This is a genomic window from Erythrobacter litoralis (genome assembly GCF_029760855.1).
Lineage (GTDB): Bacteria > Pseudomonadota > Alphaproteobacteria > Sphingomonadales > Sphingomonadaceae > Qipengyuania > Qipengyuania litoralis_A.
Genome location: NZ_SOSI01000005.1, coordinates 240,613 through 263,123, shown reverse-complemented (window position 1 = coordinate 263,123; position 22,511 = coordinate 240,613). Strand labels below are relative to the sequence as shown.

Annotated in this window: 21 protein-coding genes; all 21 read left to right on the top strand. The window is 63.4% G+C overall.

What is annotated here, in order from left to right:
• Positions 1–26: 26 nt before the first annotated feature.
• The 21 genes from E3U23_RS11355 to E3U23_RS11255 all read left to right on the top strand — a co-directional run bounded on the left by E3U23_RS11355 (position 27) and on the right by E3U23_RS11255 (position 22,499).
• Positions 27–530, top strand: coding sequence for a P27 family phage terminase small subunit (locus E3U23_RS11355; protein ID WP_279351378.1), 504 nt, complete (start codon positions 27–29; stop codon positions 528–530).
• Between the two features lie 267 nt (positions 531–797).
• The gene (locus E3U23_RS11350) at positions 798–2,564 is read left to right on the top strand and encodes a terminase large subunit (protein ID WP_279351377.1); all 1,767 of its coding nucleotides are present in this window, start codon (positions 798–800) and stop codon (positions 2,562–2,564) included.
• Positions 2,564–3,889 carry a phage portal protein gene (locus E3U23_RS11345; protein ID WP_279351376.1) on the top strand — a complete coding sequence of 442 codons (1,326 nt, stop codon included), beginning with the start codon at positions 2,564–2,566 and terminating at the stop codon, positions 3,887–3,889. The genes E3U23_RS11350 and E3U23_RS11345 overlap by 1 nt, the downstream gene beginning before the upstream one ends.
• Positions 3,889–4,584, top strand: a complete 696-nt coding sequence (locus E3U23_RS11340) for an HK97 family phage prohead protease (RefSeq protein ID WP_279351375.1) — start codon at positions 3,889–3,891, stop codon at positions 4,582–4,584. Before E3U23_RS11345 ends, E3U23_RS11340 begins: the two co-directional genes overlap by 1 nt.
• Before the next feature lie 11 nt (positions 4,585–4,595).
• Positions 4,596–5,849, top strand: a complete 1,254-nt coding sequence (locus E3U23_RS11335) for a phage major capsid protein (RefSeq protein WP_279351374.1) — start codon at positions 4,596–4,598, stop codon at positions 5,847–5,849.
• A gap of 116 nt (positions 5,850–5,965) precedes the next feature.
• Positions 5,966–6,232 carry a hypothetical protein gene (locus tag E3U23_RS11330; RefSeq protein ID WP_279351373.1) on the top strand — a complete coding sequence of 89 codons (267 nt, stop codon included), beginning with the start codon at positions 5,966–5,968 and terminating at the stop codon, positions 6,230–6,232.
• A gap of 3 nt (positions 6,233–6,235) precedes the next feature.
• The gene (locus E3U23_RS11325) at positions 6,236–6,817 is read left to right on the top strand and encodes a head-tail connector protein (protein WP_279351372.1); all 582 of its coding nucleotides are present in this window, start codon (positions 6,236–6,238) and stop codon (positions 6,815–6,817) included.
• Positions 6,814–7,155 (top strand): head-tail adaptor protein, encoded by a 342-nt coding sequence (locus E3U23_RS11320; RefSeq protein WP_279351371.1) that lies wholly within the window; start codon positions 6,814–6,816, stop codon positions 7,153–7,155. Before E3U23_RS11325 ends, E3U23_RS11320 begins: the two co-directional genes overlap by 4 nt.
• Positions 7,152–7,637, top strand: a complete 486-nt coding sequence (locus E3U23_RS11315) for an HK97-gp10 family putative phage morphogenesis protein (protein WP_279351370.1) — start codon at positions 7,152–7,154, stop codon at positions 7,635–7,637. The genes E3U23_RS11320 and E3U23_RS11315 overlap by 4 nt, the downstream gene beginning before the upstream one ends.
• Positions 7,634–8,041, top strand: a complete 408-nt coding sequence (locus tag E3U23_RS11310; protein ID WP_279351369.1) for a hypothetical protein — start codon at positions 7,634–7,636, stop codon at positions 8,039–8,041. The genes E3U23_RS11315 and E3U23_RS11310 overlap by 4 nt, the downstream gene beginning before the upstream one ends.
• 11 nt (positions 8,042–8,052) lie before the next feature.
• Positions 8,053–8,496 carry a hypothetical protein gene (locus E3U23_RS11305; RefSeq protein ID WP_279351368.1) on the top strand — a complete coding sequence of 148 codons (444 nt, stop codon included), beginning with the start codon at positions 8,053–8,055 and terminating at the stop codon, positions 8,494–8,496.
• 1 nt (position 8,497) lies between these two features.
• Positions 8,498–8,926 (top strand): hypothetical protein, encoded by a 429-nt coding sequence (locus tag E3U23_RS11300; RefSeq protein WP_279351367.1) that lies wholly within the window; start codon positions 8,498–8,500, stop codon positions 8,924–8,926.
• Between the two features lie 77 nt (positions 8,927–9,003).
• The gene (locus E3U23_RS11295; protein ID WP_279351366.1) at positions 9,004–9,237 is read left to right on the top strand and encodes a hypothetical protein; all 234 of its coding nucleotides are present in this window, start codon (positions 9,004–9,006) and stop codon (positions 9,235–9,237) included.
• A 1-nt stretch (position 9,238) separates the two neighbouring features.
• Positions 9,239–12,118, top strand: coding sequence for a hypothetical protein (locus E3U23_RS11290; RefSeq protein ID WP_279351365.1), 2,880 nt, complete (start codon positions 9,239–9,241; stop codon positions 12,116–12,118).
• On the top strand, positions 12,115–12,708 hold the full coding sequence (locus E3U23_RS11285) for a hypothetical protein (RefSeq protein ID WP_279351364.1): 594 nt from the start codon (positions 12,115–12,117) through the stop codon (positions 12,706–12,708). The genes E3U23_RS11290 and E3U23_RS11285 overlap by 4 nt, the downstream gene beginning before the upstream one ends.
• Before the next feature lies 1 nt (position 12,709).
• Entirely contained in the window at positions 12,710–13,327 is a 618-nt protein-coding gene (locus E3U23_RS11280) for a hypothetical protein (protein WP_279351363.1), read from the top strand.
• Entirely contained in the window at positions 13,324–13,749 is a 426-nt protein-coding gene (locus E3U23_RS11275; protein WP_279351362.1) for a DUF6950 family protein, read from the top strand. The genes E3U23_RS11280 and E3U23_RS11275 overlap by 4 nt, the downstream gene beginning before the upstream one ends.
• 26 nt (positions 13,750–13,775) lie before the next feature.
• A complete protein-coding gene (locus tag E3U23_RS11270; RefSeq protein WP_279351361.1) occupies positions 13,776–15,728 on the top strand; it encodes a hypothetical protein in 1,953 nt (650 codons plus the stop codon).
• Between the two features lie 47 nt (positions 15,729–15,775).
• Positions 15,776–16,186 carry a hypothetical protein gene (locus E3U23_RS11265; RefSeq protein WP_279351360.1) on the top strand — a complete coding sequence of 137 codons (411 nt, stop codon included), beginning with the start codon at positions 15,776–15,778 and terminating at the stop codon, positions 16,184–16,186.
• A complete protein-coding gene (locus E3U23_RS11260) occupies positions 16,183–18,672 on the top strand; it encodes a hypothetical protein (protein ID WP_279351359.1) in 2,490 nt (829 codons plus the stop codon). The genes E3U23_RS11265 and E3U23_RS11260 overlap by 4 nt, the downstream gene beginning before the upstream one ends.
• On the top strand, positions 18,672–22,499 hold the full coding sequence (locus E3U23_RS11255; protein ID WP_279351358.1) for a hypothetical protein: 3,828 nt from the start codon (positions 18,672–18,674) through the stop codon (positions 22,497–22,499). Before E3U23_RS11260 ends, E3U23_RS11255 begins: the two co-directional genes overlap by 1 nt.
• Positions 22,500–22,511 lie beyond the last annotated feature (12 nt).

Genomic DNA, 22,511 nt, shown 5'->3' with positions numbered 1-22,511 from the left:
AAAAAGTTCGAGCTGGGAGGCTGACGATGCCGAGAGGCGGAGCGCGTCCGAACAGTGGCCGCAAGCGTAAGGAGCCGGCGCTCAAGCAGTTGGCCGGGACCGAGCGAGCTGATCGCGAGAACGAGGTCGGGACGCCAGCGTCTACCGGCGCGATGATCTGTCCGCTGCATCTTTCCGATCTGGCTCAACTGCATTTCGAATCGCTTGCGAAGATCCTCGAGGAGCAGGACCGCGCCAGTCCGCACTATGCGGAACACGTTGCGCTGCTGGCTCAGCGGCTTGAGCAGATCCAGCGTTACCAGGCCGTAATCGAGGTGGAGGGCGACACCTTCACATCGGAATCGGCGAAGAAGATCGGCAATCAGCTGGTCGTGACCCGAATGGTTCGCGCAAGGCCCGAGGTTGCCATGTTGAGCGAGGCGATGCGGCACGCGCAGTCACTGATTGCCGAGCTGATGCTCAACCCTGCGGCGGCATTGCGCATAGCCAGCGGACACAAACCGGAGGCGGGTGCCTTCGACGAGTTCTAGGAGACGAATGTGGGCGGAATGTTCCTCGGCGGTTTGGCCGCCAAGCTGATGATGTCCGGATTTGTCGACATCCAAGCGACCGAACACCGGTTCGAATTGGAGAGCGAACTTCTGCCAGTACATGGCCTTCTTCCGCGGACCGACGGATTCGTCCACCCGCTCGATCGTCGGTCACGAGGTTCGCAGGCGCATCCTAAGCGCCGTAGCAACCGATTGCACACTTCCCGACGCACACGCCGGAAGCATAGGCGCGCAGCCTAACCGCATGTGTCGGACCGGGATTATGCGGCGATCGCGAAGCAGTATGCGCGCGACGTCGTTTCCGGGAAGCAGCCTGCCGGAAAGTCGATCCGGCTGCAGGCGGCGCGTTTCCTCGCCGAACTGAAGCAGGCGCGCAGTAAGGAATTTCCGTACCGCTTCGACCCGGACAAGGCGGTCCGGCCGTGCAAGTTCATTGAGCGGCTGCCGCACTCGAAAGGCAAGTGGGCGGCGAAGAAGGAAACGCTGCGGCTCGAGCCGTGGCAGGTGTGGACGATCGTCTGCACCTTCGGTTGGGTCCATAAGGACGGCGATCGGAAGGGACTGCGCCGGTTTCGCGTCCTGTTCGTCGTCGTGCCGCGCAAGAACGGCAAGAGCGCGATCGCGGCCGGCGTCGGCCTCTACATGTTTACGGCCGACGGCGAATTCGGCGCCGAGGTCTATTCGGGCGCGACCAACGAAAAGCAGGCCTGGGAAGTCTTCGGGCCCGCCCGCCTCATGGCCCAGCGCACGCCAGCGCTGCTCAAGCGGTTCGGCGTGGAGGTCAATGCCCGCAACCTGATGCGGGTCGCGGACAACTCGAAATTCGAGACGCTGATCGGCGATCCGGGCGACGGACAATCGCCCAGCTGCTCGATCCACGACGAGTATCACGAGCATCCCGACGACGGGCAGGTCGATACCATGCAGACCGGCATGGGTGCCCGCGATCAACCGCTGCAGGTGCTCATTACCACGGCCGGCGATAACCTTGCCGGCCCATGCTACGCCGCGATCCAGGAGGAACGCGAGAAACTCGCCGGCATCGGCCATAATGGCGGCCCGCCGCTGGAAGACGAGACGTTCTTCGCCGAATGGACGATCGACGAGGACGACGACTGGAAGAGCGAAGCGGCGCTCCGCAAGGCGAACCCGAACATGGGGATCTCGGTCTCGGCCGACTTCCTCCTCTCCCGCCAGCGGGACGCGATCAACACACCGCGAAAGCGCGGCGTCTTCAAGACGAAGCATCTCAACCTCTGGGTCGCAGCGAAAGCAGCCTATTTCGATGTCGAAGCGTGGCGGCGATGCTCCGATCCGGACTTGCCGCAAGTGGCCAACCATCTGATCCAGCTGGAGCACCTGCGCGGCCGGCGATGCGTGGCCGGGCTCGACCTCGCCTCGAAAATCGATATCGCCGCGCTCGAGCTGCTGTTTCCGCCGATCGGCGCGAAGGCGACGCCGGAAGACCCGTATATCCGGGCAGGATGGTACTTCGTTCCGGAGAAGCGCGTGCTCGACGTGCCGGCCTACGAGGGCTGGGACGGGGCCGGCATGATGTCGGTCACCAACGGCGAGATCATCGATTACGACGAAGTCCTGGAGAAGCTGCGCGAAATCCGCGGGCTCTTCCAGCTCGAGCAGATCAGTTACGACCCGCATCAGGCTACCTACCTCGCCACGACGGCGATGAAGGACGGGTTCCCGATGCTGGAATACCGGCAGATCGTCCTCAACATGAGCGAGCCGATGAAGGAGCTCGACGCGCTGATGCGCGCAGGCACGATCGCGCACGGCGGCTGTCCGGTCATGGAGTGGCAGATCAACAACGTCCTCGGTGCGCCGGACAAGAAGGACAACGTCTACCCGAACAAACCTCGGGACGAGGCGAAGATCGACAACCCGGTGGCGCTGATGATGGCGCTGGGCACCGCGATGAACCAGGACGAGGAGGAAGCCGGAATGGATGACTTCCTCTCCGCCATGCGTGCGCGGCATGTGGAAACGCAGGACTGATGCCGCAATTCAAGATGATGCGTGGTCTTCGGGCGAAGGCGGCGACGTTCGCCAAGCGCGCGCTCGACCTTCTGTCGCCCGATGGGTGGCGGGGCCTCTTCGCCGAGCAGAGCACCAGCGGCAAGACTGTCACCGCCCATAACGCGCTGACGCTGTCGACGGTATGGGCCTGCACAAGGCTCGTCGCCGGAACCATGTCGTCGCTTCCGATCATGCTCTACCGCGACAAGGACGACGGTTCGCGAACCCTCCACAAGGAGCACCCGCTCTACGGATTGCTCCGCTTCAGTCCGAATGCCGATCAGTCGGCACTCGATTTCTGGCAATTCGTATTCGTCAGCCTCGAGCTTTGGGGCAATGCCTACGCACGTATCGTACGCGGCACCGGCAACAAGATCGTGGCGCTGCTACCGATCCGACCGGAACAGGTTCGTGTGCGACGCGGCGACGACGGCCGCATCCGGTACCGTTATACCGATGGCGGCAAGGCCGTCGACCTGCGCTCCGAGGAAATGTTCCATATTCGCGGCTTCGGCGGTTCGCCGATGGGCGGCCTCTCGACGCTTGCTTTCGGCCGGCAGAGCTTCGGCCTGGCGCTCGCGACCGATGAGGCTGCAGCGCATGTATTCCGCAATGGCCTGCGCCCCACCGGTGTGCTGACCACGAAAGACAGTAATACGCTGAAGCCCCAGCAGCGCGACGATATCTACAAATACGTCGTCGAGCCGATGATGGGCGACAATAACGGCAAACCGCTCGTGCTCGAGGCCGGGCTCGGTTGGCAGGCCATCCAGCTCAATCTCGACGACGCACAGATGATCGAGAGCCGGCAATTTTCAGTCGAGGACGGGTGCCGGTGGTTCGGTGTACCCCCTCACATGGTCGGCCATACGACCAATTCGACCAGCTGGGGCAGCGGGCTCGAGCAGCAGACGCTCGGCTTCTTGGTCTTTACCCTGCGCGAACGCATCAAGCGGGTCGAGCAGGCGATCGCCAAGCAGCTGCTGACGCCGGTCGAGCGGCTGTCCGTAACGGTCGAATTCAACATCGAAGGGCTGCTTCGCGCCGACAGTGCCGCACGCGCCGCCTTCTACGCCGTGATGGCCCAGAACGGCATCATGACCCGCAACGAGATACGCCGGCTCGAGAACCTGCCGCCGGTCGAGGGCGGCGATGAACTCACCATCCAGTCGAACATGATCCCTGCATCGAAGCTGGGCGAATTGACCAGCACCAGCGGCGAGCAGGCAAAGCGCTCGATGATCGACTGGCTCGGTCTGTCGCACATGCTCGATGCCAAGACTCGCGAAAAGGAAACAACCTGATGCTGATGCACCACAAACACGGCCAGCTGAAGGTCCGCGATTTCGCCTTGTCGATCAAGGCTTCCGACGTCTCCGACGACGGCAGCTTCAGCGGTTACGGCTCGGTGTTCGGGGTCGAGGACAGTTATGGCGAGATCGTCGCGCCCGGCGCGTTCGTCGAATCGCTGGCCGACCTGAAGGCCAAAAACCGTACCGTACCCGTCTTGTGGCAGCATCGCTCGTCGGAGCCGATCGGCATCTACGACATGCTCGAGGAAGACGAGCGCGGCCTGAAGGTCGAAGGACGGCTTCTGAAGGACGACGTCGTCGGCGCGCGTGAGGCGCACGCCTTACTGAAGGCTGGCGCGGTATCCGGCCTGTCGATCGGATACTGGGTGCGCAAGGCAACCTATGACGAAAAAACGAACATTCGGACGCTGGAGCAGCTCGACCTCGTCGAAGTGAGCCTCGTCACGTTCCCAGCCAATGACGATGCCCGCGTCGAAGCGGTGAAGTTCAAGTTGGAACGGGGTCAACTCCCCACCAAACCAGAATTCGAGAAGGCACTGCGCGAGGCTTTTCCTTTCTCCAAGTCGCAGGCCGCCGCGATCGCCAATCACGGCCTCGACCATCTGCTCCGGAGCGAGTCCGAGAGCGCCGGCGATCTGAAGTTCCTGGGCGATGCCATCGCCGGGTTTTCTCTTCCCAAGCTCTAGGAGCATATCAAATGAAGCATCCCAACATTCTCGCTGGCCTTCCGGGCGGCGAGCCGATGGAATTCGGCCGCAAGGATGGCGGTTCGGAACCCGACGTCAAGCAGCTTAGCCGTGAACTCAAAGAGGCGACCGATAAGGTGAAGGAATTTGCCGAGGACGCCAAAGGTCGCCTCGAGAAAGGCGAGCAGCTTACCGAAGCGGCTAAAACCTCGGCCGACGAAGCGCTGGTCAAGTTCAACGAGCTCAGCGCGCAGATGACCGAGATCGAGCAGAAGCTCGCTGGTGGTCTGGGCGATGGCGGCCGTGAGGGTCGCAAGTCACTCGGACAGCGTGTCGTCGACAGCGACGACGTGAAGAGCTTCATGGACCGCGTACCGTCCAAGGGTTCGGTTCAGATGGACGTGAAGGCTATCACCAGCGTCACGACCGATACCGACGGTGCGGCCGGAGATCTGATCGTACCCGATCGACAGGACGGCATTGTTGCCCCGCCCGAACGTCGCATGACGGTGCGCGATCTCATCACGCCGGGCCGGACCAGCTCGAATGCGATCCAGTTCGTGCAGGAAACTGGTTTCACCAACAACGCCGCACCTCAGGCCGAAGGCCAGATGAAGGCCGAGTCGACCATGAAGTTCGATCAGAAGACCCTGCCGGTCGCGACGATCGCGCACTGGGTTCAGGCATCGAAGCAGATCCTCGCCGACGCACCCATGCTGGCCAGCTATATCGATGGCCGGCTCCGCTACGGGCTTGCCTACGCCGAGGAACTGCAGTTGCTGAAGGGCGACGGCACGGGCGACAACCTGCTTGGCATCATTCCGCAAGCGGTCGCCTATGACGGTGGCGGTCTCGCCGCCGGCAGCATGATCGACCAGCTGCGCTATGCGATGCTGCAGGCCGTCCTCGCCGAGTATCCGGCTACCGGCCACGTGCTCAACCCGATCGACTGGGCCCGTATCGAGACCGCGAAGGACGATCACGGACGTTACATCGTCGGCGATCCTCAGGACGGCACCACGCCGAAGCTCTGGCGCCTACCGGTTGTCGAAACCCCGGCAATGACGGTCGATAAGTTCCTCACCGGTGCATTCAAGCTGGGTGCGCAGGTGTTCGACCGCGAGGACGCCAATGTCGAGATCAGCACCGAGGATCGCGACAACTTCGTGAAAAACATGGTGACGATCCGCGGGGAAGAGCGGCTCGGTTTGGCGCTCTATCGCCCCGAGTGTTTCATCTACGGCGACTTCGGCAACGTCGCCTGATCGCGGACAACTCAAAATCAATCGGACGGGCGGGGCCAAGCGCTCCGCCCGAACGGTGGCGGCCTGACCCCCTCTCGGGTCGCCTCCGTTCGGTACGTCCCCCAGAAGGAGCACCCATGAAGATCAAGGTATTGCGCGATTACAGCGGAGCGGAAGGCACCGACGTCGACAAGAGCGTCCACGCCGGAGAAGTATTCTCCGTGAGCCGCGCCCGCGCCAACGAGCTGGCCGCGAACGGTCTCGTCGAGATCGTCGAGGAAGAGGAGGGCGACGTGCCCGACAACCCGGAAGCGAAGCAGGCCGAGAAGCCCGAAAACAAGAAGGCAGTCGAGCCGAAGAACAAGTCGGCGCCGAAAGCCAAGTCGAAGGCCGCCGCGAAGTAAGCCATGGCCTGGTCCGTTGCCGCCACCGTTGCCCCCCCGGCGACGGAACCGGTCGCGCTGGAAGAGGCCAAGGAGTTCGTGTCGATCGATGCGGATGTCACCGAGTTCGACAAATTGCTCGCGTCTTTCATCGCGGCAGCACGCGGGCATACGGAGGACCGAACCAACACCCGCCTCGTCGACCAAACGGTCGAGCTGCTGGCCGACGAATGGTGCGACCTCCTGCGTCTGCCGATAGGGCCGGTGACAGCGATCGAGGCGATTTCATTCGACGATCGGAGCGGCGAGGCACGCGCTATCGTGCTCGACACCGTCGAGCTCTGCGGACAGGGACTTTGGCGAGGCATCCGCCCGCGAACCGGCCAGGGATGGCCGAACGATCTGCATAGTCAAAGCGAAGCGATCAAGGTCCGGCTGCGTGTCGGGTATGATCTTCTGCCGCCAGTAATTAAAACCGCTCTCTTGCTGATGGTTAGCGACCAGTTCGCCTTTCGCGAGAGCGGTGTCATCGGCACCGTGGCGGCAGAAACAAAATCGAGTATGCGCGTCGATGCGCTGCTCGCCAATCACCGGATCTGGCTGTGAGCGGCAAGCTTCGCGCGGGCGCGCTCGATCGGCGTGTCGAATTGCTGAAACCGGGCATGGGACAGGATACCGGCTACACGACGCGGAATATGTCCGAAGTAGCCGGGTCGCGCCGGGCATCGGTGAAGCCAGCGATGGGCAGGGAGAAGGTGCAGGGCCTTCAGCTTGCCGGCAAGGCGGTGCTGAGCATCTGGATGCGCTCCGACGCGCTGACGCGAACGATCGACGAGACCTGGTCCGTCCGGTTCGAGGGAGACGACTATTCGCTGGTCGCACCGCCCATCGAGGTCGGTCGGCGCGAGGGCGTCGAATTGCTCGTAGAGCGGGTGCAGGCATGACGCCGACTTTCAAATTCGAAGGCGGCAAGGCGATCGAGAAGGCACTGCGCGAGCTTGGCGATCCCAAAGTCGTCCGTCGTGTCGGATTGTTCGGTTTGCGGAAGGCGGCTGAACCGATGCGCGACGCTGCGAAACGCAATGCGCCGAAAGACGTCGGGGACTTGGAGAAGTCCGTAAAGATCGCGGCGGCCAAGCGGCAGCGCGGATCGGATGGTGACGAAGCCAAGGTCCTGATCGGGATCGATCAATCGGTTCAACCGCCCAAAGAGGTCGCACGCAAGAATGGTGGGGGGACCTACCGCGATCCAGGGGTCGCAGGCGTTTCCGTCATCAAAGAATTCGGGGCCCCTGAAAAAGGACAAAAGGCCGAACCGTTCATGCGACCGGCGTTCGATTCCGAGAAGGCTGCGACCCCGCAGCGCGTGGCCGACGAAATCTGGCCAGCTATAAAGCGCGCCGCGGCAAGAAAGGCCTCTTCGTGAGTTTCGAGGCGGCACTGCGCAAGCGGCTGATCGATGATCCGGCAGTCGCCGGACTGATCGGCCAGACCGCCGGCGCGCCGTCGATCGACTGGGACGAAAGCCCGCAGAACGCCAAGACGCCGCGCATCGTGCTCACGCTGGTGAGCGATCCGCGCCCGCAGACGCATGACGGCCCGGACAGCATCCGGCCGAGCCGCGTGCAGGCCGATATCGTCGGCGAGGGGAAGGACAGCATCGTCCCGCTGCGCGAGGCGGTCATCGCCGCGGTTCTCCCGGCAGGGCGTCATTCGGACATCATTTTCGACCGCGCGTTCGTCGACGCGGTTCGCAGCCGCGGCAGTCGCGGCGAAACGCAGTTCGTCCACGTGGACAGCATCGACTTCATTATCTGGCACAAGGGTTAGGAGAACCGACCATGCCTCTTTCCGACGTAACCACCGGCTTCGGCTCCAAGCTCGCGATCGATGTCGGCGCGGGCCTCGTCGTCGTCGCCGAGATCGACGACATTCCCGAGCTGCCGACCAGCAACGAGCGCGAGCTTTACGAGACCTCCAGCTTCGACACCGAAGACTACAAGGAGTGGAAAAAGCAGCCGCTCAAGGACGGCACGCCGATCACAATCATGGGCAACTACGTGATCAATTCGGCGAGCGACGCGACGCTAGAGGCGGCGGACGATGCCGAGGGCGCGCTTCCCTATACCATCACGCTGAAGCAGGACGACGAGACTTTCGAAGTGTCCGGCACCGGCCTGTTCTACAACTTCAAGCGCAAGAACCCGAAGGACAGCAAACGTACCTTCGAGATCACGCTGAAGCCGGTCGACAAGGCCGCGATCGACGCGGCTTCGGCGAACTAAGTTGAGCGCGATCGACAGCCAGCGCTTCACCGCGCTGGAGCAGGACTGGGAAGTCCGATTCGATTTCAATGCGATCTGCGAGATCGAGGAGCGCACCGGCGAGAAGTTCATGGTCGCGGCCGCGCCCTTTCTCGGGCTGGTCGATCTCGGCGCGCTGGACGACGAAGGGGGCATGCTCCAGATCGCGCAGCGTGTGGACTTCGCGAACCTGCGGCAGCTGCTCACCTGGGCGCTGGAAGGCGCGCATCCGGACGTCGACCTGAAGACCGGCGGTGCGATCATTCAGGAGGTCGGCCTGCCGCGCACGGTCGAGGTCGTGGCCAAGGCGATCGCGAAGGCGCTGCCGACCGGGGGAGGCGATGCCGGCGGCACCGCAAACCCTCCGCAAGCGAAGCCGAAGCGGCGCCGAAAGGCCGCGAAGGCTGGCTGAATCTTCTCTCGCTCTGGGCGAATGCCGGCCAAAGCGAGGAAACCTTCTGGCGACAGACACCGGCAAGTTTCCGGGCCGTGATCGAGGGGGTCGGCAGGCGCCGTACTCGTGAAGCGGAAGCGCAACTGACGCTCGCGTGGCAGACGGCGGCCTTCACCCTGATGGGGCAGACGACGGCAGGCCTGAAGCCGCTCGACCATTATCTCGCCCGATCGCGGCCCCGCGGGAAGGCGACGCCGAAACAGATGCTGAGCGTGCTGCAGGATGCAGCGAGCCGCGGCATGCCAATGACGATCCGAAAGGTGGGCTGATATGGCGACGATGCTCGGATCGCTGCTGATCAGCCTCGGGCTGGACAGCGGGCAGTTCCGCTCGGGGATGAGCACGGCCGAGAAAGATCTGGTGAAGTTCCAGCGGCAGGCGCAGCGCACCGCGTCGGCGATGAAGGATCTCGGCGCGCGCATGACGATCGGCATCACCGCGCCGCTCGCCGCTTTCGGCGGGTTCGCGGTGAATGCGGCGAGCGACGCGGCCGAGCTGCAAAGCGCATTCGACCAGACCTTCGGGTCGATGTCGAAGGCGATGACCCAGTGGGCCGAGGAAACCGGCAACGCCATGGGCCGGTCGACGCAGGAAATCCAGAAGGCCACGAACACCTTCGGCATCTTCTTCAACCAGGCTGCCCCGACGCGTCAAGCGGCAGCCGATCTGTCGAAAGAGTTCGCCATCCTCGCGCAGGATCTGTCGAGCTTCTACAACACCGATCCAGGCGAAGCGCTGGCGAAGCTGCGATCCGGGCTTGCCGGCGAGAGCGAGCCGCTGCGCGACTTCGGCGTCTTCCTTACCGAGGCGAACGTCAAGGCGAAGGCGCTGGAGATGGGGCTGGCCGGCAGCGCGGACGCGATCACCGAACAGAACAAGGTGATGGCGCGCGCCGCGCTGATCATGGAAGCGACGACGAATGCGCAAGGCGACGTAATGCGGACCGCGGACGGTACCGCGAACCGTGTGCGTGCGGCGAAAGCGGCTTTCGAGGAACTGCAGGTCGCGATTGGCGAGAAGCTGATCCCGGCGATCACGCCTCTCATTTCCACTCTGACTGCAGTGCTTGATTCGTTTTCCAAGCTTCCTGAGGGAGTTCAAACCAGCCTTGTCGTGCTGGCCGGTCTTGCAGCAGCTACCGGTCCGCTCGTCTTTTTGGTTGGATCTCTCAAATCGGCGCTCGTCACTCTTTCCGGCGTATTCGTGGCAACATCGACAACGGCTGCCGGAACCACTGCGGCGGTGGGTGGATTGCGGGGCGCCATACTCGCGTTGCAAACTTCGCTTGGACCAGTTCTCGTCACTTTGGGTCTCGTCGCCGGTGCATATGCTTTGCTTACAGCGCGATCAGCCGACGCACGGCAAAAAACGGAAGAATTCGAACAATCGGCCGAAGAAGCCGAGAAAACCGCTGCGCGATACAAACAGAAGCTCGATCAAGCAGGGGTCGCCGTAGAAGGCATGGGCAAATATGCCGAGGGTGCTACGGGCGAAATCAATGGAATGGCCCAGTCGATGCGAGATGCAATCGGTGCGGCCGAGGACTTGATAGCGACGCTGAAGCAGCTTGGTATTACGCGCCTCGCCGCGCGGAACGTCGAGCTCGAACAGGACAAGAAAAAGATTAAGGCGGAGGTTGCGCGTCAGCGCACAGTGCCAGTTGCCTACACCCCGGGCGGTGGGATGGGTGCTGCCTATTCAGCCGCGAACGTGAAAGCCGATATTCGCACGGAGGAGCAGAAAAGATCGCTTACAGCGATCGAGAAGGAAATCGCCGCTAACAACGATCAGATGATGCTTATCCTCAAAGGCTATAATGCCGGGGTGGACGTGACCGGCGACGGTGCTCCTTCCAGCACGACATCGCCTTCCGGGACCAAAGGCGACGGTAGGAAGTCGCGTGCGGGAAGGGCGGGACAACCAACCGGCATCACCCGGGCGGAACTGGAACGCCGCTTCGTCTCCGAAGCCGCGCGGCTCGATGCCGAAGAGCTCGAAGCCCGGCGACAGGCAGCGACCGATGCGACCGAGCGCGCCGATATCGCGGGCGAGCTGCTTTCCCTGGAAGTGAAAGAGCGCCGACGCCAGCTCGAGGAAGAGTTCGCGGCCGCGGCCGCCGAGGTCGCCGAAAGCGAGCGCATGAGCGCGGCGGAGAAACAGCAGTCCCTCGACTATCTGGCCCAGCAGAAAGCCGCGCAGGCCGCCGTCATCGACGAACTTTATGGCGTGGCGACCGATATCGCGGAGAATGGCGACATCTTGGTGACGGCCAAGGAAGGCCTGTACGAGGACGCGCTGCGGCGGGAATATGCCATCGATCTCGAGCGCGAGGCTCTGGCTCTCGCGGAAGCGGAATTCGATACCAAGCGCGACCTCCTTCAGCTCGATTACGAACTCGCCGACACGCAGGGCGAGCGCAAGGCCATCGCGGCGGAGATCCTAGCGCTGGAACAGGAGTACCGGCGCAACCAGCTCGAACTGGTTGTCGCATCCGCTGAAGCGAGCGAGACCGAGAAGAAGCGGGCCGCAGCCCTGCTTGCCAGTCTGGATGCTATCGAGGCTCGCGAACGGGCTGCAGGCGAGAAAGCGAACCGCACTGAACTCGAACGCTATCTCGACGACCTCGACATGTCGGCCGCCGAGATCAACGAAGCGATCGACGGCATCAAGATCGACGGGCTCGAGGCTCTCAACGATGGCATCGTCGATGCGATCATGGGGGTGAAATCCCTGGGAGAGGTTTTCGCCAACGTCGCGAAGCAGATCATTGCGGACCTGCTGCGCATCGCCGTCCAGAAGGCGATCATCGAGCCGCTTGCGAAAAGCCTCTTTTCCTCAGAAAGCGGTTGGGGCGGACCATTCCCAATTCTCGACGGCGCACGTGCAATGGGCGGTCCGGTTCTTGCCGGCGGCACGTATCTGGTTGGCGAGAACGGGCCGGAAATATTCCACCCCGGCAGCAGCGGCACGATAATTCCGAACCATGAACTCGGCCGCGGCGGCGGTTCGATGATACAGGTCGTTCCGTCGCCGTATTTCGATGTCGTTGTCGACGGCCGCGTCCAGCAGGCAGCGCCCGCTATCATGCAGGGCGGATCGATGGTGGCGCAGCGATCGATGGCACGGCGGCAGAGCCGGCGGGTCGGATGATCGAGCTTCCCGATGCGCCGGCACCGAACGGCGCCTCGCCCGCAATGCTGGATTTCGGCATCGATCTCGTACCGCCGACGGGTGCCGCCGAGTTGCGCGTCGACCGGCCGGGATCGCGCTTCACAATCGAAGTGTCGTTTCCGCCAATGGAGCCGGAGAAAGCGCGCGTGTTCGTCTCGCGATTGCTGGAGGCCAAGCGCAAGGGTGTCCGCATCCCGTTTCCGTTGCTCGGTGTCGACCAGGGTATTCCGGGCGAGCCGCGCATTGCCGGCGGCGGACAGGCCGGCACGACGATCGCAATGCGCGGGTTCGTTCCGGGCTATGTCTTCAAGGAGGGGTTCTGGCTTTCGATCGAGAACGTCGAGGGCCAGCACTTTCTTCACAACTGCCGATCGACCGGCATCGCGGCCGACGACGGGCGCGCATCGATGAAGATCGAACCCGCCTTGCGCTTCCCCTTTGCGGACGGTGCGAAGGTCCATCTCGTCGAGCCGATGATCGAAGGGCGGCCGGTCGGCACGGAATGGGGCTGGCAGATCCCGGTCAATCGCCTGATCGCGCTTTCCGTACCCATTCGCGAGGTCGCCTGAGATGCAGCGTATCGCAATGATCGGGCTGCTGAAGATCGAGTTGCCCGAGCATACCGTGCTGCTGTGCGACGGCGGCTTCATCAGGTGGAACGGGGATACCTATCGCAGCGCGGACCCGGTGTTCGGGTCGATTTCGTCCGTCGACGGCATGACCGAAGGCCAGGGCGACGAGATCCCTGCGCTCGATCTTACCCTCTTGCCACCGGGCACTACGGCCCCGGTCGAACTCTCGAAACCCGGATACCAGCGCAGCCGCGTCCGTTTCTGGATCGCGGAATACGACGTCGACAGCGGACTCGTTGTCGGCACCCCTGAAGCGATGTTCGACGGACAGATCGACCAGACCACCCTGCGGGTCGGCCAGAGCCGCGAGCTGACCATGTCGATCGTCTCGAACGCCGAACGGCTCTTCGAACTCGATATCGGCAACACGCTAAGCCCGGCGTTTCACAAGAGCGTCAATCCCGGTGAGCTTGGACACGACAACGCGACCGGCCTGAGCATCCCCGTCGCCTGGGGCGTCGAAGGCCCGAGCCGCGGTTCCCGTTCGGGTGGCGGGGGAAGCGGCGGCGGGCGCATGGATGTCATCAACCCGGTCCTCGACAGGTATTTCAGATGAGCCGACCGCCAGAACTCGAACGCCGGCGGTTGGCGACCGAAAAGACCATGGCGCGATTCCGCAATCGCGCCTTCGACTGGCGCTATGCCAGGACCTGCGCGCATCTCGCGCGCTATCAGGCCCGGGCCATGGGGCGGCGGCTGCCCACGGTCCCGCGGTTTCGCAGCGCGATCGGTGCGAAGAAAGCGCTGCGCACGCTCGGTCACGAAAGCCTGATTGGCCTGCTCGATGCGCACCTGACGCGGATTGCGCCGGCCGAGATGCGCCTGGGCGATCTATGCGCGGTGGCAGGGACAGAAGGACTGGACGCGATCTTCGTCAACGTCGCCCCGCGCAAGATAGCCGGATGGCGCGAGGATGAACCGGTTCTCGTCCTGCTAGATGTGTCGCTCGACGAGATCGATGCGGCATGGCGGCTTTGACGGCGCGCTGATCGGCGGGAACGACCATGTCGAAGGCGCTCAAGACGGTCGGCAAGATCGCCGGCGGAATAGCTTTGGTCGCGGGCATAGTCGCGACCGGCGGGGCACTCGGCATCGTGGCGCCGGGTATCGCAGCCGTCGCCAGCACGGTCGCCACGGTTGCGGGCGTAGTGGCCGGTGTCGCCCAGATCGGGGCGCAGGCCCTCGCGCAGCCGCCTCCAGCACGAGGCAGCATCACGCAGCTGCGCATCGATCCGGATGCGCCATCGCCCTATGTGATGGGCGAGGGATATTTCGCAGGCGTCCTGCGCCATCGTACGGGTTACGGAGCGACGCTGAAGAAAGTGCCGAACCCCTATCTGTGGGAAGTGGTGGTCTATTGCGTCGGCGGCGCGATCGCCGGTCCGCTGACGCCACAGTTCGATTTCAAGGCGGTTGGCTCCTATTATTCGAGCTTCTTCGCGCATACGTCGCAGCTCGGCCAGAACTCGGCTTCGGCGCTGGTACCGCCCTATGGCGCGGCGCCGGGATGGGGCAGTTCGCACAGGCTTTCCGGGCAGGCGGCAATCGGGTGGAACTACAAGTTCGACAAGGACGGTGAGCGCTATGCTTCCGGCCGACCGGTCGCCGGTGCTTACGCGAAATGGGTCCGGGTTTACGATCCGCGCAAGGACAGCACGTTTCCGGGTGGATCGGGTTCGCATCGCCTCGGTAACGAGGTGACCTATGAGTACAGCGAAAATCCGGCCCTGCATGCCGGCACCTATGCCTTCGGCCGGTATCGCAACGGCAAGCGCGTTTTCGGGATGGGCTTGCCGCGCGAGGCGATCGACTTCGAAGCGATCGCGACCTGGGCGAACGATTGCGATGCGAACGACTGGCGCATCTTCGGTGCGGTATTCGAGCCCGGCGACCGCTGGCGCAACCTGCGCGATATCTGCATCGCGGGCGGCGGCGAGCCGTTACCGCTCAATACCGGGATCGGGTTCCACTGGGACCGCCCGCGCGTGGTTCTTGACACGATCACGGAAGCCGACGCCGGAACGGTCGATGCCGAAGTCACCGCGATGCAGAGCTATCGCGACCGGATAAACCGGATCGTTCCGGAATATACGAGCGAGGCAGACAACTGGGAGCTGGTCAAGGCAGCGCCGATCGTCAACGCGCAATATCTCGAGGAGGATGGCGAGGAGGTCAGCACCAGCTTCCCGTTCAATCTCGTGAAGCACAGGAAGCAGGCGGGACAGCTTGCCGCGTACAGGCTGGTCAATGCGCGCGAATTCTATCCGATCACCATTCCCTGCAAGCCGCGCCTGCGTCGTTACCGGCCGGGGGACTGCCTGCATATCAATCGTCCCGATCTCGGTCTCGATACACCCGCCATCGTCCTGAAGCGCGAGATCGATCCCCGCACGCTGGAAGTCACCCTGACGATGATCGGAGAGACGCCGAATAAGCATGCCTTCGCGCTGGGCAAGACGGCAACGGCTCCCGCCACCCCGGCGCTGGGGCAGACGCCCGAAGAGCGGGATCGGATCGCCGCCGCCGCGAGTCAGCCGGCAGCCTACATCCAGCAGCAGATCGCGCTGAGCTATACCACCGATTACGATCCGGCCGACGGGCTTCTCGTCGCGACCGATACGACAATTACGGTGGAAGCGCATCTGCGCATCTATCCCGACCGGCAAGTGGAGGTGGGCGGCGGAGCGATCACGACCGACAATACCGGTGCCGCGCTGGTGGCAGGCAGCCGGTACCACGTGTTCTACGACGATGCGGAAAGAGCGGGCGGCGCGGTCGGCTATCAGGCCAGTCTCTATTCCAACGTGGCCGCGTTGAAGCCGGCAACACCGGCACGCCATTATCTCGGTTCGCCTTCGCTTCCCAGAAACAGCGGAGAGACTTCGTCGTCGGGCGGCTCCGCACCTTCCGGATGGTCGCGGTCCGAATTCAACGAAACGAATTACTACATTCCATAAGCGAACCTCTGACTCGTTTCGACCCTCGGAAGAAGGGAACCACTACAATGCAACGCAACAACCTCGTGCCCCTTCATGGGGTACGATCGACGTCGTTCGGCCCACCCGAGGGACTGATTGTATTCGAGGGATGGGACTACCGCGAGGCAGAGTTCCGCTTCGAGGTGCGCGACCGGCGTGATGGCGGGCGATTGCGCGCGGAGCTCGGCAAAGTCACCTCCGCTTACGTTCAAGGCGTCTATGTTGCCGGGTTCGAGACCGTCGATGGCGTTCCAATTACGACCGTCTGGGTCCGGATCAACGATTTCACTATGCATCAAATGCCCATGCCCACACCGGGCGAGGACACCGAGCTTGTCTGGGGACTGCACGTCACCCCTCCCGGCGAATTTACGTTCGAAGCCATAGCCGGGCCCTTTCATGTCCGCGCCAGCGCAGTCGCGAGCCCCTGGGCATGAGTGTCGTCATCAGGCGCGATCTGCGCGGCACTTCGGTCCTCCTCGGCGAAGATACGCGCTTGATGGCGCGTTACCTGCACGAAGCTAAAAACACGGTAAGCTCAGCCGTCGCGCAGGTCGCCACCGTTCGCGATTATGCCACGACGGCGAGCGCCAAGGCCGAAGAAGCAAAAACGAGCGCCGCAGCCAGCGCCTCGGCACGCGCCGGTGCCGAGACCGCGCGAACCCAAGCCGCCGATGCCGTTGCAAACTTCGATGCGAACACCCGTGCGCGCGAGCAGTTCGCAATCTTCCGCAATCTCTGGCCCGATCCCGAATTGCGAAAGCCCGGGACCGTGGCGAAATGGCTGGGCGGACCTTTGAGCACACAGGTCATCGATGGCGTGAAGGCCATCAAACCCGGCCCGATTGGTACCGCGATCTACGCGCGAAACTTCGATATCGACGTGTCGGCGCTGCCCTACGGCCGTTTTTCGCTCGGGTGGACGGTTATGCGCAAGCATCCGCACGATGAGCCCTATTCTCCGATGAGCGGGGTCTATGTCAGGATCGCCGCGCTCGACGCTGGCGGCCAGCTCATCGCCGGTGGCCTCGAAGCGGATCGCGCCAAGGCGGATTACAGCGATCCCGAAGGGTCTCGCCTGTGGCGGGCACTCGGAGAGAATTGGATCGAGCGACCGACCCGGTTCAAGTTCGAGGATATCAAGCTTCCGGCCGGCGCAAAATCCATCCGGATCAGTCTCTACGGACAGAACACAGACGAAGACCCGAAGATTTCCTATTTCACGTTTCGCGCCGGGGCGAGCGCGGAATATGTCGAGCATTACGCCGAAGCGGAAGTTGCCGAGTTGCGTGCGGTCCAGGAGGCGCTGCAGCAGGCTGTCAGCGATCTCCAGACGAATACCGACAGCAGCGCGGCGCAGGGACCTATCGCGGTCAATATCTACGGCTCGCAAAGCAAGTTCGAAGGGAACGACGGACCGACCGCGTTCACCTTCGATATCCTGCTGTCGCGGCCCGCGTTGAAAGCCGCGCAGATCCCCTGGCTCGTCACGCATGTCACGACGCAGGACGACGATTTCATCGGTCCCCGCTCCGGCGTTGCCACCATTCCCATCGGCACGCAGCGGGTCGCGTTCGACGTCGAGGTGCTGGGCGAACGCAAGATCGAGGGCGACGAGCAGTTCACGGTCGGCTTCGGTGCCATGCCGGACGGTTTCGCTGTCGGCGCGGCTTCGCCGACTGCCACCGCCACGATCCTCGGCGACGATGCGCAGGTGCTGGCCGGAGAGCTCTCGGTCGGCGATGGCAAGCTCGAAGGTTCGACGATCCGCTTCCCCATCGCGCGAACCGGCGGGACGGACGGAGTGGTGACGGCGGCCTGGTCGCTCGATTTTGTTGGCGATGCGACGGCGGAGGATCTTGCCGACGACCAGTCGGCTACCGGCACCATCGAACTCGCCGATGGACAGAACGCCGCCGTCGTGTCTGTCGCTGTCAATCCTGAAGCACTCGGCGGAAGCGGCGCGTTTCACCTGACGTTACGCGATCCGCTGGGCGGCGTGACAATCGGGGACGCGACCGGCGTCTACACCTTCGACACCGTCGCACCTGACGGATCGGCTACGAACTTGTCCGCGCCCTTCATCGACGGTGCGCCAATGACCAACACGCATATCGCACTGGTAATGGGCGACTGGGACGGCACGATCGAGCGGTTCGAAGCCGCGATTGTCACCGATACCGGTGAAGATGTTCTGACCCGGCGTGCTGCGCCGAACCGTACCGATTTCGCCATTCCCGATACGGTCGGATCGAGTCTGATCCTGAAATCATGGGCGATCGACGCGGCGGGCGGGGAGACTCTGGCAATGAGTGCACCGTTCGGCCCGATCGTGCCGGGCCACGAGCTGATCCATGCCTTCGCGTTCTGCGGGAGCGAGGAAGCACGGCTCAACCTGCCGGACATTCCCTATCCGCTCGTCGGCATCGCTGGAAACACCAACACGGCGACCTATCCGCAGGCCAATCCGCTTCACGACGACCTGTTCTACGGGTTCGATCGCGCGGCCGCGATATCTACTAGCGATGCGACGCTCGTCGATCGGCGACTTGCCGGTCGGTTCGGCCGCAACTCGACGGCGACAAACCGCATCGATCTGCCCGGTGCCGGCACGTATGTCATTCACGCCGCGCTCGGTAACGGCATTTCGAACGCCAATCTGATGGTGCGCGACCAGACAGGCGCGGCGCTTCACCAGTTCCCGTCCACCGCAGTTCCCGCTCCCGGCCACATCCTCGATGCGACGGGCGAGGTCCGGTCCGAGGCCGAATGGATCGCGCTTTCGCCGGCCGGCGGGGAAGGCATCGAGGTCATGGTGCCCGAGCCCGCCTTCGTCGGCGATCCGGTCTTCCTGACGATCGGCCAGTCCGAGGCGGCCACCCCGAACATCATCTACGTCGCCGTCTTCAGAAAGGTCGCTTAATGTCCATTACTGCCACGGTGCAGGGATCGCCGCAATTCATCACGGTCTCCTCGCCGGACGCCCTCAAGGTCGCCTATGCGATGGCGCGAGGCGGCGAGGTCATCGTGCTCGATACGCCGGGCGATCCGTTCCACTGGCGCATCACCGCGCCAAAGCCTGCTTGGGTGCAGGTGGTCATGCCGCGCGCGCAGATCCTCTCGATCGAATTGCTCTCGCCCCTGATCCGTACGCAATTCGCCGGCGGAACATACTCCGCCGATGCGGTCCTCGGCACGACCGACAACATCAACAGCAAGAGCATCCAGGGCGCCGGCGCATCGCATGTCTGGATCGCGGGCGCGGTGGCGGGGCAGGCAAAAAACTGCGTCTCGTTCAACGGCTGCAGCCATTTCATCATCAGCAAGAGCATCTTCGAATGGGCTCGCGCCGATGCCTCTCAGTTCGTCGATTGCCACTACTTCATCTTCGAAGACAATTTCTCGCGCGATGGCGTGATCGTCACGAAGAAGATCCGCTTCTTCGACGACGGTACGCCGCCGCAGGTCGGCAGCGACATCGGCGTTGGCTGGTACGATTCCAGCCATCCCGATATCGGCCAGCCTCGCGCCGGATGTTCACATTTCATCTTCCGCCGCAACGACTTCGTCTGGCTGGGGCAGGGCGTCGTCGATTACGACACCGTCGCGGCGCTGCCGAACCATCACTATCTGATCGAAGACAACGATTTCGCATGCGACTCGCCCAACGGGATCGATGTCAGCGGCGCGCATGGCACGATGCGGAGGAATACGCTGAGACGCCATCCGACCGCGACCGATCCCGCGAAACCGTTCATGCGGCTGCGCCGGTTCAACAGCGCGACGATCAAGACCTACGACGAGGCCCTTTATCCGGCAGACGGCAGCGGCAACCCCGTACAAGGTGGGCAGAACGTGGCGGTCGGGGATGTCGGTGTGTCCAATCCCCCGGCGACGGCCAACGGCGTGGCTGTCGACCTGCTCGCCGCCGCCGTCAACGGCGATCCGAACGTCGAACTACCGATCGAGCCCGATCTCGCACCGCTGCCGTGGGGCCACGAAATCCAGCGCCCGGAATACATTTCCTACAATGGTCCAATCGAGATCGTGAACCCGTCCAAGCTGCATGTCGGCTTCGACGGCGAATACTTCACGGTCGACGGGCAGGCGACGGTCGAGGTCGGCAGTTGGGTATCCTTCGGCCTCGGCGCGACGCGCGGCTTTCCAGCCTCGCCGGACCAGCGCGCCTGGCGGACCCTGCGCGACGGCGAGGTCATTCCCGGGACCACCGGCGTCGGCGATGCCTTCCGCACATACCGGATGAAGGCAGGCGACAGGAACATCACCTGCGAACAGAGCATCGATAACGGTCCCTGGGTGCGCAGCACCGACAGCGTCAGCGCCGTCGACGCCGGGACCGGCACGCCTCCGCCGGGCGGCGCGACCTATTCGCTCGAGCCTTCTTCCCTGTCGCAGCCCGAAGGCGATGCGGGGCTCACCGAATACGCGCTTACCGTCAGCCGCGACGATGCGAGCGCGGCCGGTTCGGTCGAGTGGTATACGCATACCGAGGGACTGGGCGAGGACGGGCCGCCCGCCGCGAAATTCGAAGGCGGCGCCTATCCGTCCGGCACGCTCGAATTCGCGGCCGGCGAAGAAATCAAGACCATCCGCTTCAGCATCGTCGCCAATGCGGACGAGGAACCGGAATACGTGTTCTATCTCGATTTGCGCAACGCCGATCCGGGTATGGTCGACACGACCTTCTACCGGTCGCTGATTACGATCCAGAACGACGATACGACCGTGGTCGCCGCCGCCTTCGTCGACGCGTTCGACAATCCGTCAGCATCCGATCAGCAGCTCGGCCAGCGGACGGGATGGATGTCGAGCTTCGCCAACCTCGTGGTCAGCGCGGCGCAGGACAACGTCTATTCGAACAACAACGTCCAGTACGCCGTCGCGCTGCGCGAGGGCAGCGCCGGCGTCAGCCCCCAGCGGGTACAGGCCAAATTCCTGGCAACGGTGCGCGCCGGGATCGCCTTGTTCGGGACGAACGATCCGATCGACGGCTTCACCGGCTATGCGATGCGCCTCAACAGCGGCGGGACCAGCAATCGCATCGTACGCTTCGAGAAGAACGTCTCGAAGCTGACGCTGTCCGGCGCATCGACACTGGTACCCGACAGTTCAACGTCGGCAACGTGCGAGGTCGTCGCCTCCGTTTTCCCGACCAAAGTCGAGTTCAAGGTGTTTCAGACGATCGACGGAGCGCGAAAGCACCAGGGGACGTTCGTCGACGATAGCGCGGGGCGGATCACGGCGGGCGGATACGGCATCATTCTGCTGTCCGGCACCAGCGGCACGCTGTTCGACAATTGGGAGGACGGCGGCGAGATCAGTACCGAGGTCCTGCCGGCGACGGTCGATGGTCGGTATTTCTGGATGGGGCAAAGCGAGGAAGCCCACCTCACCGCGCCCGAATCCAATTATCAGAAGCTGCCGATGCCCGCGAACGTGCCGGACGGGAATGTCGTGGTCTATCGCCGTACCGGCTCGGCCGTCGGCGATGCCGTGCAGGCGACGCTGGTCACGCAGGCGACGGCCGACGCAAAGCTCATCAACCCTGCGATGGCGACGCTGGCGACCTGGCTCGACCATGCCAAGCCCGGGATGAAGATCGCGCTGGCCTGTGAGCATGTCGGCGGAACTTCTCGCGCGACCGTCTTCAACGACGATCGCCCGGAGCGCAGCTGGGCTGATGTGAAGGCGCTGCACGATGCGATGACCGGCAAGTACGGACCGGTCGATACTCTGATCGAGCGCTGGCACAACAGCGACGCCGGCAGCGCGAACTATTACGACGATGCGTTTTTCCCGTACTGGTACGGCAAGCAGAAGGACGGAACGCCGGTACCGCTTGGCCAGTTCGTCAACGTCAATGGCCAGCGCGTCGATCATTGCCTGTTCGATGCGACCGGGCAGGGGCGCGGCCTGCTGGCGGACACAGCGACGTTCGCGATGCTCACGCCGATGCCGTTCAACGATCTCGACAGCAGCAATCCGGAGAATCCGAATTTCAGTGGACCCAATGCCGGCAATCGCTGGCTCGAGCCCAAGCGCGAGATCTTCGATGCGATCCAGGCCAATCCGATCGCTCAGCAATACGATACCGTCACTGGCCCTTCGAGCCATGGATCCTGTTTCTACCCCGTTACGATCCACCCGAACCTCTATCTGCAGGACGGTATCATCTATTATTTGCAGCCCGCGTTCGTTCCTATCCTGCGCGATCTAGGCGACGTGGTCGGGGAACCGGCGATCGACGTGGAGAACTGGGACGTTTCGCTCGACAACAGCTACGCGATCGGCCGCATCCTGCTGCCAAACAACGGCACGCTCATCACGCGGCGGCAGGAACGCGGGCTGGCCATGCCGGAGGTTCCGTCGCCGCACCAGCAGGAGCTCACCGGCTTCGAGCTCACCCGTGCTGCGACCGGCGAACGGCGCCCGATCTACCGCATGGACGCAGTCGGTTATCCGGATACGCACAAGGGCACGGTGACGATCGAGGATGCGGCGGCCGGCACGGTCCGTATCGCGCTCAAGCAGGCGTTCCAGCCCGGCGACAGCATCTCCTATCTGCGCGGCCCGGCGACCGCGGCACTCTTGCGACCGCGAGATTACGACAACCGCCTGTATCTCGACATGCCGACCGAGCACGATTCCCGCTATTACAATCCGGCGCACACCTACCCTTATCCGGGCCACTCGGTGAAGCCGCACCAGCGCGAGATCGTGGTTCGGTAAACCGAATACTTC